1 protein-coding gene is annotated in these 1,487 nt (G+C 68.6%); it reads right to left on the bottom strand.

From position 1 onward, the window contains the following. Positions 1-126: 126 nt before the first annotated feature. A partial coding sequence (locus AC1VAN_RS21635) for a diguanylate cyclase (RefSeq protein ID WP_480986721.1) occupies positions 127-1,487 on the bottom strand: 1,361 nt, incomplete at its 5' end.

The raw sequence follows: 1,487 nt of genomic DNA, 5'->3' as shown, positions 1-1,487 counted from the left end.
CGATGGATCCTGCCGGCTAGGGCTGTGGTGAGTCACCTTTTTGGTGGGTGCCGACCGTTGGTCGGCACGCCGATTGGTACGGCAATGCCAGTAGATCCACGCCATGCGTGGATGCTTTGCATTGGATCAACCGATGCTCGTGCGATCCCTGCCGTCACTCTTCGCGCGGTACAACGCGCGGTCGGCGCGCTGGTACAGCAGTGCCGGGGTGCGGTCGTCGCCGTCCAGTTCCACCAGGCCRGCGCTGAAGGTCACCCGCAGGCCGGGGATGCCGGCCCAGTCCGGGTGGTCATGGAACAGGCCACGCAGGCGCGCGCACAGCTGCGCCGCTTCCTCCAGCCGGGTGTCATTGAGCAGCAGCGCGAATTCTTCGCCGCCGGTGCGTGCCGGCAGGTCCGAATCGCGGCTGGCGGCAGCGATCACCTGGGCCACTTCCACCAGTACCGCATCACCGATGCTGTGGCTGTGCTGGTCGTTGACGTCCTTGAAGTGGTCGATGTCCAGCACCACCAGGCAAAGCGGATGGCCGCTGCGCTGGGCGCGGGCGAAGTCGCGGGCCAGCGCCTCGTCGAAGCCGCGACGGTTGGCCAGCCGGGTCAGCGCGTCTTCGCGGGCCTGCCGTTCGAACGCCTCGGCCTGCCGCGCCAGGCGCTCGGCCAGCTCGGTCTTCTCCTGGTTCAGCGCCTGCAGGTGCACGGTCTGCGCCTGCAGGTCGAAGGTGGCCTCGTCCACGCGCCGTGCCAGGCGCAGGTTGCTGGCCTTGTACTGCTGCAGCAGGAAGCGGTACAGCGCCACCAGCGCGGACAGCAGCACCAGCCCGATCAGCGCCTGCACGCTGTGCCGCTGCCACCAGAACGGCTCGACGGTAAAGCTCCACACTGCTTCCTGATGCCCCCAACTGCCACCCGGGTGCGCGGCGGCCACGTGCAGCGTGTAATCACCCGGCGGCAGGCCGACGAATTCCACGCTGCGCTGCGGGCCACGTTCCACCCAGCCGTTGTCCAGCCCCTCCAGCCGTGTGCGGTAGCGGATGCGGTCGGACATCAGGTAGCTCAGGCCCACGTAGCTCACCGCAAGCCGTCGCCCACCGGGAATCAGGTTGCGCTCGGGGCCTTCCCAGTGCACCGGTGCACCGTCGACCTGTACGTTCTCGATTGCCGCAGGCGGTGCCGGGCGTTCACGGAAACGCTGCAGCCGCTGCGGATCGACCGTGCTCAAGCCACCGGCGGTCACCACCCAGAACGTGCCGTCCTGGCGCAGGATCGCCGAGGGACCGGAGCTGCCGTTGGCCTGCGCATTGGCCATGCCGTCGATCTCGTTGTAACGCTCCACCGTGACCCGCGGCGCGCGTCCGTCGGCCACGGCGTTGAGCGTGGCCATGTCGGTGCGCAGTACTCCGCGGTTGCTGCTGATCCACACGTTGCCCAGTCGGTCGGGCACCAGCTGGAACACCGCGTCCACCGGCATGCCCTGCTCCAGGCCCACCC

The organism is Stenotrophomonas sp. 05L44_2 (assembly GCF_056665995.1).
The sequence above is the reverse complement of the archived record's forward strand: the minus strand, read 5'-3'. Positions and strand labels throughout refer to the sequence as shown.